The organism is Vibrio sp. PNB23_22_6, assembly GCF_052877535.1.
The window spans coordinates 125,977-138,518 of sequence record NZ_JBNFXP010000008.1; the positions used below are offsets into that span (position 1 = coordinate 125,977).

The window sequence follows — 12,542 nt, forward strand, 5'->3', positions numbered from 1 at the left end:
TCAAAAAGTACGACATTTTTTGCGTCTTTTTCTGTTTTGTTGCGTCTTAACTGAGTGAATAACATTTTTATCGAATAAGACGAATGAAAAAAGAAGCCTCCCCCAATGAAATGCACACACTGACGAACGAGTCGTTGTTGGCATTTATTACAAGTGATGATGTAAAAGAGACTCTGCAAGGTGTTCGCCGTGGAATTGAGCGCGAAATGGTTCGAGTGACACAGAGTGGTGCGCTTTCTCAGCGGCCTCATCCTAAATCTCTAGGTTCAGCACTGACTCACCCATATATCACCACCGATTTTTCGGAAGCCCAGTTAGAGCTAGTGACACCTGCAGTGACCGATAGAAAGGAGACATTTAAAACATTGGCTTCGTTACACCACTTTGTTGCGTCACATCTGAATGAAGGTGAGACAATGTGGGCGGCAAGTATGCCACCGGCCTTACCTATCGATAATGATATAGCGATAGCAAATTATGGGACCTCAAATGCGGGTATAGCGAAGACTCGTTATCGTGAAGGGTTAGCGAATCGTTATGGAAAGAGAATGCAGCTTATTTCAGGCATTCATTACAATTTTTCGTTACCAGAGTCTTTCTGGCAGGCACTTCATACTCACACTGAAAGTCAATTGCCGTTAGAAACCTTTATTTCTGAGCGATATTTTCATCTGATCCGCAATGTTCTACGCAACGGTTGGATTATTCCGTATTTGTTTGGCGCTTCACCGGCGGCGGATAAGAGCTACCTGCAAGATCGACCTCACGCATTAAACCAGTGGGATAGCACGACAGATTACTTACCATGGGCTACATCGTTACGTTTGAGTAACTTAGGTTACGGGAGTAGTGAACAATCTCGCTTCCCGATCAGCTTTAATAACAAACAAGACTATCTAACCGGTCTATGCCACGCATTAACTCAGCCAAGTGATCAGTATGCTCACTTAGCTCAGCATCAGCAGTTGAATGGATCGGTTCTTCAACTCGAAAATGAACTGTATGGTCCTGTTCGCCCTAAAATTGTGAGTGCTCAAATGCGCCCGTTGGTTGCCATGTGTCACTACGGGGTGGAATACATAGAGTTACGCACTTTGGACAATAATCCTTTATTACCACTTGGTATAGATGAACTTCAAAGTCAGTTCATCGACCTATTTTTGCTGTATAGCGCACTCACACCAAGCCCTGAAATGAGTGAGCAGGAAAGCAAGCTGATCATGCAAAGACAAGAGCTGGTGGCAATGCAGGGAAGGAAGCCGAATTTGATGCTGCCTACCGTGAATGGCGACATGTTACTGACAGATTTGGCTAAACCACTAATGGGTATGTTAGCTGAAATGGCGAAAAGCCTAGATGACGCGCAGGAAACCAATAGCTATGTAAAGGCAGTAATGCGTGAACAAGCAAAGTTTAATGATAGCCAATTAACGCCCTCTGCACAGATCCTAGCGGTCATGGAACAAGAAAGCCTAAGCTTCACGACGTTAATGAGAAGGTATTCAGGCGAACACAAGCAAGGCTATTTGAACGATACGCTCTCTGCCGAAGAAATGACGCAACTGCAATTGCTTGTGGACAACTCGCTGGTTGAGCAAAAACGGCTAGAGGCCGAAAACGAAACCAATTTTGATGACTATTTAGCTCAAAAAAGTCAAATTGATTGTGGAGTCCCTTCTCCAGGTGATGCCTCACAATCAATGCCGGAACATTTAAACCCATCTCAAGGTAATAAAGAGCACGTAAATCTATTATGAATATCCTTTGGAAGTTAAAAGGCTACTTAACCATGTTTGGCCGACACTACCTGATTGCCCTTGTGGCTCTGCAGTTGGTGGCTTTGGTCAACTTGGTTCCTTCATGGTTGATTGGCCGAATAGTCGATGGCATTAGTGAAGGAACATTAGATACACAAACCCTAGTTATCCACGTTGGTGGGATCATTGTTTCGGGCGCTGCAATGTATGGTCTGCGCTTTGTGTGGCAAAGCAAGTTATATGGGGCGTCTATTGCGATTACTCGTGTGATGCGCAGTGAGCTATTTCAAAAGTTCTCACAGCTCGCTCCAGCCTTCTATGCTCGCCGCAGTACTGGTGATTTAATGGCGCATGCGACCAATGATCTGAATGCTGTCGAAGAAACCATGGGCATGGGTATTATGACATTGGTGGATTCGTTCATCGCAGGTATGACCGTCATTTTAGGGATGATATTTGTTGTCAGCGGTCAGCTCACGGCGATTGCATTGCTTCCCTTCCCATTGTTAGTGCTGATCACTCGTCGTTATGGTGTGCAGCTACATAAAGCCTTTGGCAAGGCGCAGGCTGCATTTTCTGATTTGACAGAAGAGACACGTGAAACGGTATCGGGCATTCGTGCGGTTCGTTCACATGGTATTTCTGGTCGTCAAGAACAACGTTTCGGACAAACCTTAGACCAAACGGTCGATGCCAATCTTACTGTGGCGAAAGTGGATGCAGCGTTCGCTCCAACAATACAATTGGTTTATGGCTTGTCGTTTGTGATCGCTCTTGGGTACGGCGCATGGCTAATCGAACAAGGTGGCATCACCGTCGGACTCTTTACGACTTTTACTTTGTACCTTGGTCAACTACTGGGGCCATTCATGCAGTTTGGTTGGCAGTTTAATGTCTTTCAACGCGGCAAAACATCTTGGCAGCGACTAGAGCAATTGTTTGCTGAAAACCTAGAAGTCGTCGAAGGTGAAAAAACGCTAGCCCCAGATTCAGATTCAAGTATGTCATTTGATATCCGTGAATTTACCTATGAGCAATCAAATCGAAGAGCTCTGGATAACGTCAAGTTTGAACTGCCGTCTGGTGGGTTAGTGGGCATTACTGGGCCAACAGGCAGTGGCAAAAGCACACTTCTGCATCTGGCGTTGCGTCAATTCAAACTGGAAAAGCCATCTAGCATCCACATCTCAGGTATGCCAAGTGATAGCCTCACCTTTGATGCCTTGCGCAGTAAATTGGCATGGGTTCCTCAAAAGCCGTATCTGTTTTCAGGCACTATCGCAGAGAACATTGCGTTGTCGAAACCGAATGCGTCGCTGTCAGAAATAAAGCATGTGGCGGATATGGCAGGCATTCTCGCAGAGATTGAAGCGATGCCAGACGGTTTTGATACCTCACTGAGAGAGGGAGGAACCAATCTATCGGGGGGCCAAAAACAGCGATTGACGCTTGCTAGGGCTCTTCTGTCGGATGCAGATATCCTGTTGCTGGATGACCCTTTCAGTGCGTTAGACATGAAAACAGAGGTGCAGGTTCGCCGAAATTTAAAAGCGCATTATTCTCATAAAACGATGCTGCTAGTCACCCAGCGTCTGACCAACCTTATCGAAGCTGACCATATCTTAGTCTTAAATGATGGTCAGGTAGAAGAGCGTGGTTCTCACTATGAATTAGTGGCAAATCAAGGTTGGTATTCGATGGTTTATCAGCGCCAAAGTCAGTTAGGAGGCAAACAATGAGAAATAGCACACTTTATCGTCGATTGTTGGCGTTTTCATTGCCTCATAAAGCCCGTTTTGGCTTTGCATTCGTCATGTTGGGGTTTGCGGTCACTGCTGAAATGACGATTCCTTGGCTGGCGAAAATTGTACTTGATGAAGTTATTGTGCCTCAGCAGTTTGAGTGGCAACAGCTTGTCACTTTGATTGGGCTGGTTATGGTTTTCTACGTGTTAGCTGCTGTGTTCGGGTATTTGCAAGCCATCGCTTTTAAACACGGTGCATTGCTGGTGGTCAAAGATGTGCGAGAACAGTTATTTCGTCATGTGTTGAACTTTCCTATCGCGACATTCGACAAGTTGCCGACGGGAAAGCTGGTCTCTTACATTACTAACGACACCGAGTCGCTGCGAAATATGTTCGTGTCGACGCTCCCAACTGTAGTTCAAGGTGCGTTACGCATCATGGCGATTTTTATCGCTATGGCGTTATTGGACTGGCGTTTGATGTTATTGAGCTTGGTGTTGATCCCTGTATTACTTATGACCATGCATCTGTATCGCAAGATTTCAACGCCAGTATTTGATGGCATTCGAGTTCAAGTCAGCAACATCAATGGCCAAATCAATGAGTCGTTACAGGGAATGGCGTTGATTCAAGCGTTTCGCCAGCAGAAAAGCTTTCAAACCAAGTTTGAGAAAGAAAATCAAAGCTGGTTTAACTTCAGAACCAAGTCAGTAGCCATTGATAGTTTGATGTTGTTACCACTGACACGTTTGATTGCGACGCTGACTGCAGCAGGTATTGTTGCCTGGTTTGCTGGGGCTTCAATGTCGACCCTTGTTGAGGTTGGTACGTTATATGCCTTTTTGAATTACGTTGAACGCTTCTTTGACCCGTTCCGACAGTTATCGATGGAACTGCATAAATTGCAGGTTGCCACGGTATCGTCAAAACGTATTTTTGAGCTGCTAGACGATGAGTCTGAGGTTCATCATCAAGTGATGCCTGAAGTAAAGCTCAACGATAGTCACGATATTGAGTTTCGCAACGTCACTATGGGGTACGAAGAAGATAAACCCGTACTTAAAGATGTCAGCTTTACAGCAAAAAGTGGTGAGTTCACCGCAATTGTCGGACATACCGGCAGCGGGAAAAGCTCCGTGATCAATCTGTTAATGCGTTTTTATCAACAGCAGCAGGGTGACATTCTCATCGGCGGGCAATCGCTTCAAACTCTGCCAGAAGCACAGTTACGTAAGTTGTTTGGTTTGGTATCGCAAGACCCGATCATCTTTAGTGGTTCAATGGAGGATAACATTAACTTATCTCAGGATATTCTTACCATTGATGAAACGAGTGCAAACGCATTAGTGAAGAGCCGTGATAAAGCGATTAGCGCAGCCGAAATGGTGAAAGCAGACCGCTTCATTCATCGTTTACCTGATGGTTTTGATCACAAACCGGGCAATGGCGGCGCCTCGCTTTCGGTTGGGGAAAGACAGTTATTGGCGTTAGCTCGGGCGATTTCCCACGACCCGAAAATATTTCTACTTGATGAAGCCACGGCGAATATCGACAGTGAATCGGAAGAAGCGGTAAAACAGGCGCTGGATAATATCCAGGACGGTAGGACCGTCATTGCCGTTGCACACCGTTTATCGACGATTCAAAACGCCGATCAAATCTTGGTGATGAACAGTGGCAAGGTAGTACAAAGAGGAACACACCGAGAGCTAATTGCTCAAGATGGCGACTACCGAGATTTGTACCTAAGTCAAAAAGCGCAAGAAGAACACGACACTCAGAACAGCACACTTGGCTTAACTGCCGTCAGTGCAGCATAAGTGATTAATTATGACGAGCAAGAACATGATGAAAAACCAAACAATGAACATCGAATCGAATAATACTGATCAAGCACAATTTGTATCTGAGCAAGTGATTGAGGATATCCTTGAGTGGGAAATCATGCACGGCGTAGCCTTTCGTCAGGCCGACAATACCGCAAGACATGTACCATTTAGTATTGCGCCAATGACAATGGAACGTTCAGCGTATGACCACCTACGTAAGGTCACACCATTGATTGCTAAATTGGTGAGCAAAGTTTCTGAAGACCATCCTTTTCTGCAAACCTCATTGAGCGATATGGCGAAAGCCGATCCGTTCTTCGGTCGCTTAATGGAGCTTCACCAACAAGCTCACGGTGATGCAACAGACCCTAAGCAACCCGCTCGTCAGCCTCTGTTATTAATGAGAACAGACTTTATGGATGACCGCCAACACGGGGCAAAAGTCATTGAGTTTAATGGCATTGCTGCAGGGATGGGGCCCTTTGGTCAACGTGCTTACGAGCTGCATAGCTTTGTGAAAAACCAATGGGGTAATGTTTACCGAGAGTGGCTAGAAGATGATTCAGCAACCCCCGCAGATAATCAAGGGTTAGAACAATTAGCCCTAGGCATCGCAACGGCAGCAAAAAAGGTTCAAGCCCATTTTGCAGATTCTAATGCTAATAATGACAGCAAAAATCCTGATCAAAAACCGACGTTCTTAATGATCGTTCAAAAGGGTGAAGATAATGTGTATGACCAACACCTTTTGGAGGTGGCACTACATAAGATGGGGGTTCGTACTGTTAGGCGAACATTCGAACAATTGAGCACCCAACTTTCAAGTGGTGATAACCAACGTCTTATCCTTGATGGGATTGGCTCAATTGATACCGTGTATTTGCGTGCTGGTTATCAATATTCAGATTACTGGGCGCCAGAGCTAAACGAAGATGTCTGTTGTCATACATTAAGCCAAACTCGTCTGTTTATTGAGCAACATTACGTGGCGATCAATGCCACCATCAGTCAACAATTAGCGACCAGCAAATCAATGCAAATGATACTGACGCAGATGTCTGCCGAAGCTTATGCTCAATGGGGGTTATCGCCTGATGAAGCCAATCTAATCAAAAGCGTTTTGGCGGATATGAAAGCCATCACGACAGAGAGCATTAAATGGTTTAATGAAAGTGCAGACAAAAAAGAGTGGGTATTAAAAAACCAAGGGGAAGGCGGTGGCCACTGCGTATTTGGCGAGGATATTAGTGCTACTTTAGAAACGCTAAAGCCAGAAGAGTACAATGCGTGGGCATTAATGCAGCGCCTGTACCCACACGAACGTGATACCCCAACCATTGCCGTAAGAGATGGCAAGCAAACGCTAGTTAATGATCTTGTTAGTGAAGTGGGTCTCTTCACTGCGCATTATCAAGGAGAGCCCGTAACTGAAAATAATGGTTATGCCGGATACTTAATACGCAGTAAGCCTGCCAGTGAAAATGAAGGTGGAATCCATAGCGGGCAGGGTATTTTGGACTCGTTAGTCCTGATTGACCAATAACTGGCGTTAATTTTGGTGATGTACAGCCTGAGTACAGGTTGTACATCAGCGTTAAGTTCAAATGGGTGAGAGAGTTGTGGGGAATTGGATTGGTAAGTCGATACCAATGCTTGGATTGAGATGCATCTGTTTGATGGCTCTATATCGAGCCATGTTACGAAATTAGCCCCCTACCGCGCGATTTTCCAGTACCTAGAGTTATTCGTATATTGCTAAATTAGCAAAGCCGCTAACTCAGAAATGTCCAAAAACGAGCTAGCCAACGTCAGTTCCGTGTGTGATCACCAAGCGATTCTGTCGTACCTTAATTACCAAGCGACTTTGGGCCTGATGAGCGTGGTACGATATTGTTCTTCACTAGAAGACACCATGAGTTAATCCAATACACGTTTCAGCCCTGATGCATAGGCTGGGAAATTTGAAATTGTATTGTGGCCTGCACCGGTAATGACAAACACCTCCGCTAACTGATTGCCAAATTCAGCGATAAGCTGTTCGGTTCTCGCCCGCGTGATCACTCGATCCTCTTCTGCAATGAAGATATAGGTTTGAGCCGTAATATCTTTTGCCCTATCCGAAGAACGGTATTTGTCTTTGATCATCCAGGAAACGGGGAGCATCCAATAAATATCTTTTGCGACATTTTCAATGCTATCAAATGGTGTTACCAAGATGAGTTTGTCCACTTGATGATTAGCCGCTACGTATGTGGCAACACCTGAGCCAAGGCTCCGGCCCAGCAACGATATCGAATCATGTTGAGTTTTAACTGACTCAAATATCTGTACCGCATCGCTATATAAAGCCTTCTCAGTCGGTGTGCCTAAATTATTACCATAACCGCGGTAAGGGATAAGATAGATAGTATAGCCTGGGGCCAACGCCTTAAAAAATGGGATATTGGCTTCGATACTTTCTGCGTTTCCGCCGTAATAGATTAGCGCCTTAGGTTGCCCTTCATTGAGCATCCAGCCAAAAAGTTGTATGCCATCCACAGCGAAGCTGGTATTCCTTTCGCCGTAAAAATGACTGGCAAGCTGGGGAAAGTAGAGAAACTGACGCTGTAAGGCATAAAAAGCAAGAGCGAAAAGGGCGTAGAACACCACTAGAGTAACCAATATACTTTTCATTCTCGTCACCTGCCTTGGTTGAGTTTATACCTATAATATACGAGAGCATAAATAACGATATTGATTCCCAAGGCGGCAAGACCGAGTAAAACCTGCCCGTCAAAGCGCAACTCAACCGGATAAATAATGGGAATGATATAGTGCTCGACAAAGCCTCCCGGATAGCCTTCATCACCCGCCGCTTGCCTTAATTGGTTTTCCAATGGCGTTAAAGGGCAGATCCAGCCTTTAAAACTGATCACCGTAACCCATAGGGCTGCGGGAATATGGATAAACAGCATATAGCTACGCCATCGTACCAATACGCCACCGATCAACGCGAAGATGATAAATAAAAGGTGAAGGATGACGACAAGATCTGCCAGCATTCGATAAATCATAAGTTATGCCTCCCTCCCAAGTTAAACATAGCCTACTTGAAGCCATAACTTTTATCCGAAGGGGTCTTTGTCCGGCAGACTCATCAGTCGTTGAAACTCACTTATCCGTCACAGCCTGAATCTCAGATGGTTCAACAATATGATGCGAATCCAGTGGTGGACTATCCACATCACCATCGCAGTAAGCAGTACCGCGACAAAGATGGAACTGAAGCGGTACAAGATGGAGAAGAATGCATCTTTTTGTTCTGGTACTAATGACGTCGTCAGTGGCACGGATAGGGCAGACATCGCCGAGAACGCGATGGCCGATTTGGAAGATGGTTAGCTGGTGGAAGTGCTGCCAGAGTTCACGCACCCTAAGCAGCATCTGACGTGGATTTATCCTTCCAATCTGTTTTTGCCTAACAAGGTAAAGGCGCTGATTGATCTATTCAGAGAGCAGCTCCAATAGAGTGAGTGGGTTGTAACTTTGCAGAATTCGCGGATTTGATTGCGCTAGACTTCTGGTACATTCTTGTTATTCAAGAACTTAAATATTCGCGCCTCAAGTCGCTCATAGGAGATGAGAATGTTATCGAAAAATACCACCGGTCTGATTGTTGTCGACGTGCAAGGCAAACTGGCGAGCCTGATGCATGAGAGCGAAGCGCTGATAGAAAGCACCACGAAGCTAGTCAAAGGGGCGAAGGCGCTTAACCTACCGATTGTTTGGTTAGAGCAAAACCCGGAGCGCTTAGGACCGACGGTTGAGCCGGTGCGTGAAGTATTGTCGCAAAATCATCTTGCTATCGCCAAATACACCTTCGATGGCTGTAAAGCACCGACATTCAAACTCGCGATCGAGAATGCCAACGTTGATACTTGGTTGATTTGTGGTATTGAAGCGCACATCTGTGTGTACCAAACCGCCTTATCGCTGCGCCAAATGGGTTACCGAGTGGAGTTGGTGACGGATTGTGTTTCTTCACGCACCGCGGCAAACAAAGCCTTAGCCTTGGCGAAACTGACCGCCAATGGGATCGGCCTGACCAGTGTAGAAATGTGTTTGTATGAAATGCTCGAAGATTGCCGAGCGCCAGAATTTAAAGACATTCTGACGCTGATTAAGTAACCCGAACGTAGATGATATTGTCGCTTTAATCAAACTCTCGCTGATACCTTGGCAACATCGACTCGTTGCCAAGTAATCCACCTTGATGAATATAGATAAGCGTCTTGTCTTGGTTCTCAGTCAGCCATGGCAGTAAACATTGCCACATGTACGGATCGTATAGCAGATCAAATTCAATATCGGTTTGTCTCTGCAGTGCTTTCCAGGTCTCGTAATCACTTTGGTACAAACGCCCAAAGTGATGCTTATCGCGTACTGACAGAATCGTTGGGTGGTTGCCGGTTTCCAGCGTATTGAACTGCTCAGTGAGGTAATCGGCATCACCCACGCAAGCACACGTGACGACTTCTATCCCGTGCGGTTTTAGGTGCTTGCTCAAATACAGGGCGGTGGTGCCAGTTCCTGATGGCAATGCCACGACAAATGGTTTCTTCCCTTCAAAACGTGTCCACTCAAGAATTTCCATTGCCAATTGTTTTACACCGAGTTCAGCTACTGATGCACGACCACCCTCTGGCACAACAAGTGTTGTCTCGTCTAAGCGGCGAACTTGTTCAATGTAATCACGTGGATGAAGCTCAGAGCCGATGGCTTGCATTGAGGTTATGGTCATGCCGAGATCAAGTGCGCCACGGTAATTACCGATGGGCGTGTTTTTTAGCCAAGTCGGGATGTGCTGAACGTAGAATTCGAAGTTCCAACCTTTGATTTGTGCTAGTGCCGCCAGAGAATACATGGCATTCGATTGAGCAGACCCATAGCTAATCAAAGTTTTGATTTTACTGTTCTTCGCTTCCATTAACGCCATCAACTTACGCGCTTTGTTCCCAGAAAAGTGGGAATGCAACATGTCATCACGTTTAAGGAAAAAGGTGTGACCGTTATAGCTGTGCTGCGTTATCGGGCTTTCAGAAAGTTTCATACTGCTATTGGCGGAATCAACCACGCCACCTTGCCATTCAAGAGGGGGCGTAGTTTACCGCCATTAAATCGAGATAAAAAGTCTGTGTTTAGAGCTTGGCTTCGTTCGAGGGTTAAGCACTATCAATTAAGGTCGTTGATGATTCGATGATCTACCGTCAACGACATTCTTCGTGTTACTCGCCTTTCGAGTCTAAGCCACGTACACTACGCGCCTTATTTTATACAAGCAGAAGGCTTAGGTTTGCAGACTCTAGAACAACTAAAATCAGGGCAATTATTAGGAATTAAACAACTCAAGTTGGCCGAGGGGCTAACGGATTTTCCTATGGAGATTATAGAGCTTGCAGACACGCTGGAAGTACTAGACCTATCGGGCAATGCGCTTTCTGAACTTCCTAAAGAAATGGGTAAACTGACGAAGCTAAAAATCATCTTTGCTTCTAACAACCAATTCACACATTTGCCAGACGTGTTGGGCAAACTGCCAAATCTTGAGATGGTTGGGTTTAAAACCAATAAAATAAAAGAAGTAAGTGAAACGTCGCTGCCTGCTCAGTTGCGTTGGCTCATTTTAACTGACAACGAGATTGAAACCCTGCCGAATAGTTTGGGGGAAAGACCTCGATTACAAAAGCTGGCACTTGCGGGCAACCGCATTAAACGTTTGCCGAGTAGTATGGAAAACTTGGTGAACTTGGAGCTGATCCGTCTCTCTGCTAACCAGCTTGAATTTTTTCCTGACGTATTGACTCAGTTACCTAAGCTAGCTTGGTGTGCTTTCGCGGGGAATCCATTTTGTCAGCATCCCTCTTCGTTAGACAGTGTGCCTAAAGTCTCGACGAGCAGTTATTCACTCAATCGCGTGCTAGGGCAAGGGGCGAGTGGGGTGATCTCTCATGCCAATTGGCTAGATTCGGATTACGATTTCCCAAATGAAGTCGCCGTGAAAGTGTTCAAAGGCGAAGTGACCAGTGATGGCTTCCCTCATGATGAACTCGAAGCGTGTTTACAAGCAGGGCATCACAACAACTTGGTGAAGTCGATCGCGCAAGTAGATGATAGGAATGATCTTGCGTTGGTGATGGAGTTGATTCCTGACAGTTATTACAACTTAGGTTTGCCCCCAACGCTTGCAACCTGCACTAGGGATACGTTTCCAGAAGGCTTCTCTCTGACGATCAAGCAAATTGCATGTATCGTTGAACAGATGGTGGATGTGTTTAACCACCTGCACAACAACAAAGTGTGCCATGGCGACTTGTATGCTCACAATACATTGATCAATGAACAAGGGCAGATGATATTTGGCGATTTTGGTGCGGCGAGTATTTACGGCTACCTTTCAGAGGAGCAACAAACGGCAATCAGAACGATCGAAACTCGCGCGTTACGATTTTTCATCGATGATTTACTGTCTGTTTGTGAGAAATCGGAAGTAGGGTGTGATGAATATCAACGCCTAACTGAACTGGATATTTAGAGCGACCTCATGTAGTTATGGCAAGATCACTTCGGCAATTCTTGATGTTCCGAAGCGATTTTGCTCACGGCTTCACAGCCACCTTTTGGGTGCGTCCCGATACTAAATTGCCAGCCGTATCGTTGGCATCAGTCATCGACAATCATTAACCCTAAGCCATGACTATTGGAGTGGGGAATATCGGAAAGCACCTCTCCTTCATCTCGAACTGAAATTTGCTTGTCGTTCATGTGAATGTGAATCACACCGGTTGGTGTTGCCGCGATAACATTACGGACAAGGTTTCCTAAAATAATAGTCAGCACAGCATTGGTAACATGCGTAGTCAGATGGCATCTATTTGTATATCGAAACCAAGATTTTTTTCATCGGCTTGAGCTTGGTTTTGCGCAATGATTTGTTTTATTTCTTGCTCAGTAATACTTCTTGTTGGTGAATCATCGGTGTTGCGCTCATAACGAACTAACCCAAGTGATGATTTATTCAACATTACGTTAGATAAATTGACCGCAGAGGTTGGATTATACGCAAGTATTACCGTATGCAGTTTGTACTGCGTTTTAAAATTTGTTTTAGATCATTGAAATGTGCAAAAATGCAAAATGTGATTTTAAATTATTAAACTTTGACAGGGTTTAAA

General features: G+C 45.3%; 9 protein-coding genes and 3 pseudogenes. 7 read left to right on the plus strand and 5 right to left on the minus strand.

Annotation, left to right across the window (positions count from 1 at the left end; translation table 11 throughout):
- The first annotated feature begins 83 nt into the window (after positions 1-83).
- Genes gshA through ACVA54_RS08990 form a run of 4 tightly spaced genes read left to right on the plus strand, consistent with a single transcriptional unit; the run spans position 84 to position 6,874 of the window.
- Positions 84-1,757, plus strand: a complete 1,674-nt coding sequence (gene gshA, locus ACVA54_RS08975; protein WP_446649533.1) for a glutamate--cysteine ligase — start codon at positions 84-86, stop codon at positions 1,755-1,757.
- Positions 1,754-3,496 (plus strand): ABC transporter ATP-binding protein, encoded by a 1,743-nt coding sequence (locus tag ACVA54_RS08980; protein ID WP_446649534.1) that lies wholly within the window; start codon positions 1,754-1,756, stop codon positions 3,494-3,496. The genes gshA and ACVA54_RS08980 overlap by 4 nt, the downstream gene beginning before the upstream one ends.
- A complete protein-coding gene (locus ACVA54_RS08985) occupies positions 3,493-5,322 on the plus strand; it encodes an ABC transporter ATP-binding protein (RefSeq protein ID WP_446649535.1) in 1,830 nt (609 codons plus the stop codon). Before ACVA54_RS08980 ends, ACVA54_RS08985 begins: the two co-directional genes overlap by 4 nt.
- Before the next feature lie 43 nt (positions 5,323-5,365).
- Positions 5,366-6,874: a glutathione synthase gene (locus ACVA54_RS08990; RefSeq protein WP_446649545.1), complete on the plus strand. Its 1,509-nt coding sequence runs from the start codon at positions 5,366-5,368 to the stop codon at positions 6,872-6,874.
- Between the two features lie 374 nt (positions 6,875-7,248).
- On the opposite strand, the gene ACVA54_RS08995 is transcribed toward ACVA54_RS08990, so the two are convergent.
- From ACVA54_RS08995 to ACVA54_RS09005, 3 genes and pseudogenes are all read right to left on the minus strand, one after another.
- Positions 7,249-8,004 (minus strand): alpha/beta hydrolase, encoded by a 756-nt coding sequence (locus ACVA54_RS08995; RefSeq protein ID WP_446617406.1) that lies wholly within the window; start codon positions 8,002-8,004, stop codon positions 7,249-7,251.
- Between the two features lie 5 nt (positions 8,005-8,009).
- Positions 8,010-8,384 (minus strand): DUF2784 domain-containing protein, encoded by a 375-nt coding sequence (locus ACVA54_RS09000; protein WP_446649536.1) that lies wholly within the window; start codon positions 8,382-8,384, stop codon positions 8,010-8,012.
- A gap of 108 nt (positions 8,385-8,492) precedes the next feature.
- A pseudogene (locus tag ACVA54_RS09005) lies at positions 8,493-8,699 on the minus strand (DUF2955 domain-containing protein); the annotation flags it as partial.
- A gap of 13 nt (positions 8,700-8,712) precedes the next feature.
- On the opposite strand from ACVA54_RS09005, the pseudogene ACVA54_RS09010 reads away from it, so the two are divergent.
- Together ACVA54_RS09010 and ACVA54_RS09015 are read left to right on the plus strand one after the other, a co-directional pair.
- Positions 8,713-8,838 (plus strand): annotated as a pseudogene (locus ACVA54_RS09010) (LysR family transcriptional regulator); the annotation flags it as partial.
- 117 nt (positions 8,839-8,955) lie between these two features.
- The gene (locus ACVA54_RS09015) at positions 8,956-9,498 is read left to right on the plus strand and encodes an isochorismatase family protein (RefSeq protein ID WP_446642622.1); all 543 of its coding nucleotides are present in this window, start codon (positions 8,956-8,958) and stop codon (positions 9,496-9,498) included.
- Between the two features lie 25 nt (positions 9,499-9,523).
- Here the strand turns inward: ACVA54_RS09015 and ACVA54_RS09020 are convergent, their stop codons facing one another.
- Positions 9,524-10,420, minus strand: a complete 897-nt coding sequence (locus tag ACVA54_RS09020; RefSeq protein ID WP_446649537.1) for a pyridoxal-phosphate dependent enzyme — start codon at positions 10,418-10,420, stop codon at positions 9,524-9,526.
- A gap of 243 nt (positions 10,421-10,663) precedes the next feature.
- Between ACVA54_RS09020 and ACVA54_RS09025 the strand changes: the two genes are divergently transcribed.
- The gene (locus ACVA54_RS09025; RefSeq protein WP_446649538.1) at positions 10,664-11,902 is read left to right on the plus strand and encodes a leucine-rich repeat-containing protein kinase family protein; all 1,239 of its coding nucleotides are present in this window, start codon (positions 10,664-10,666) and stop codon (positions 11,900-11,902) included.
- Between the two features lie 26 nt (positions 11,903-11,928).
- Here the strand turns inward: ACVA54_RS09025 and ACVA54_RS09030 are convergent.
- A pseudogene (locus ACVA54_RS09030) lies at positions 11,929-12,374 on the minus strand (sensor histidine kinase); the annotation flags it as partial.
- Positions 12,375-12,542 lie beyond the last annotated feature (168 nt).

Excerpts from the sequence above, each read along its gene's own strand:
- ACVA54_RS09015 (WP_446642622.1), top strand. The coding sequence starts at position 8,956 with ATGTTATCGAAAAATACCACCGGTCTGATTGTTGTCGACGTGCAAGGC.
- ACVA54_RS09020 (WP_446649537.1), bottom strand. The coding sequence starts at position 10,420 with ATGAAACTTTCTGAAAGCCCGATAACGCAGCACAGCTATAACGGTCAC.
- ACVA54_RS08995 (WP_446617406.1), bottom strand. The coding sequence starts at position 8,004 with ATGAAAAGTATATTGGTTACTCTAGTGGTGTTCTACGCCCTTTTCGCT.
- gshA (WP_446649533.1), top strand. The coding sequence starts at position 84 with ATGAAAAAAGAAGCCTCCCCCAATGAAATGCACACACTGACGAACGAG.
- ACVA54_RS08990 (WP_446649545.1), top strand. The coding sequence starts at position 5,366 with ATGAACATCGAATCGAATAATACTGATCAAGCACAATTTGTATCTGAG.
- ACVA54_RS09000 (WP_446649536.1), bottom strand. The coding sequence starts at position 8,384 with ATGATTTATCGAATGCTGGCAGATCTTGTCGTCATCCTTCACCTTTTA.
- ACVA54_RS08985 (WP_446649535.1), top strand. The coding sequence starts at position 3,493 with ATGAGAAATAGCACACTTTATCGTCGATTGTTGGCGTTTTCATTGCCT.
- ACVA54_RS08980 (WP_446649534.1), top strand. The coding sequence starts at position 1,754 with ATGAATATCCTTTGGAAGTTAAAAGGCTACTTAACCATGTTTGGCCGA.